General features: G+C 53.3%; 1 protein-coding gene. It reads right to left on the bottom strand.

Annotation, left to right across the window (positions count from 1 at the left end; translation table 11 throughout):
* Positions 1–424, bottom strand: a 424-nt coding sequence (locus AC1RPX_RS07730; RefSeq protein ID WP_481763324.1) for a phage tail-collar fiber domain-containing protein, incomplete at both ends; no start/stop codon positions are given.

Raw genomic sequence — 424 nt, 5'->3', positions numbered from 1 at the left:
CTGGTTGTTCGATTCTGCGGCGTCCAGCCACATTTGGTAATTCGTGTCCACGATCGACAGGAACGCATCAATCCGGATGCTGTTTCCGCCGTCCACCGCACCGAGCGGTGACTTGTGAATCAGGCTGTCGTCTGCGGCCAACGCGAACAGCGTGTTGCCCACGAAATACCCAATTTCACCAAAATCGAACGGTCCTAGGTTGTAGTCTAGGTATGCGCCATATTTGACGACGTTCGGGTTTACAACGAAGGGATCACTGGGAATCCCCTCGTAAATAGTAGTACCGTGGATGTTCGTGTCGGTTGCCTGCGGGATGTATCCGTAGGCCGAACCCAGCTTGAACGACGTGATTTTGATGGGGCCCGTCGCAGCCGCGATAATTGCCTTCCCAGCGTTCGTAAGTTGTATGAACACTTTTTTCTCC

Source organism: Dellaglioa sp. CoH-56-MRSF-14, assembly GCF_056782115.1.
The sequence above is the reverse complement of the archived record's forward strand: the minus strand, read 5'-3'. Positions and strand labels throughout refer to the sequence as shown.